1 protein-coding gene is annotated in these 256 nt (G+C 45.7%); it reads right to left on the reverse strand.

Features of this window, described 5'->3' with window-relative positions; translation table 11 throughout:
• A partial coding sequence (locus tag GJQ66_RS13245) for a proton-conducting transporter membrane subunit (RefSeq protein WP_268866099.1) occupies nt 1–256 on the reverse strand: 256 nt, incomplete at both ends.

Consider the following 256-nt stretch of genomic DNA (forward strand, 5'->3'; position numbering starts at 1 on the left):
CAAGGAAGTTACCCACCAAGATCGATAACACCGCAATCACGGTTAAGATCGTCACGATTGAGTCAACAAGGATCGCACCTGAAGTAAGGATGTAACGTACAAACAGACCAATCGTTGCTACTTTTGCAGCTGTAGCAAGGAAAGTTGCGATCGGTGTTGGTGCACCTGCATAAACGTCTGGTGTCCATTTGTGGAATGGCGCTAAAGACAGTTTGAATGCCACAGCAAAAACGATCAGGCCTAAACCTAAAAGTAC

It is taken from the genome of Microbacterium sp. ZXX196, from assembly GCF_009709595.1.
GTDB classification, from domain to species: Bacteria; Actinomycetota; Actinomycetes; order Actinomycetales; family Microbacteriaceae; genus Microbacterium; species Microbacterium excoecariae.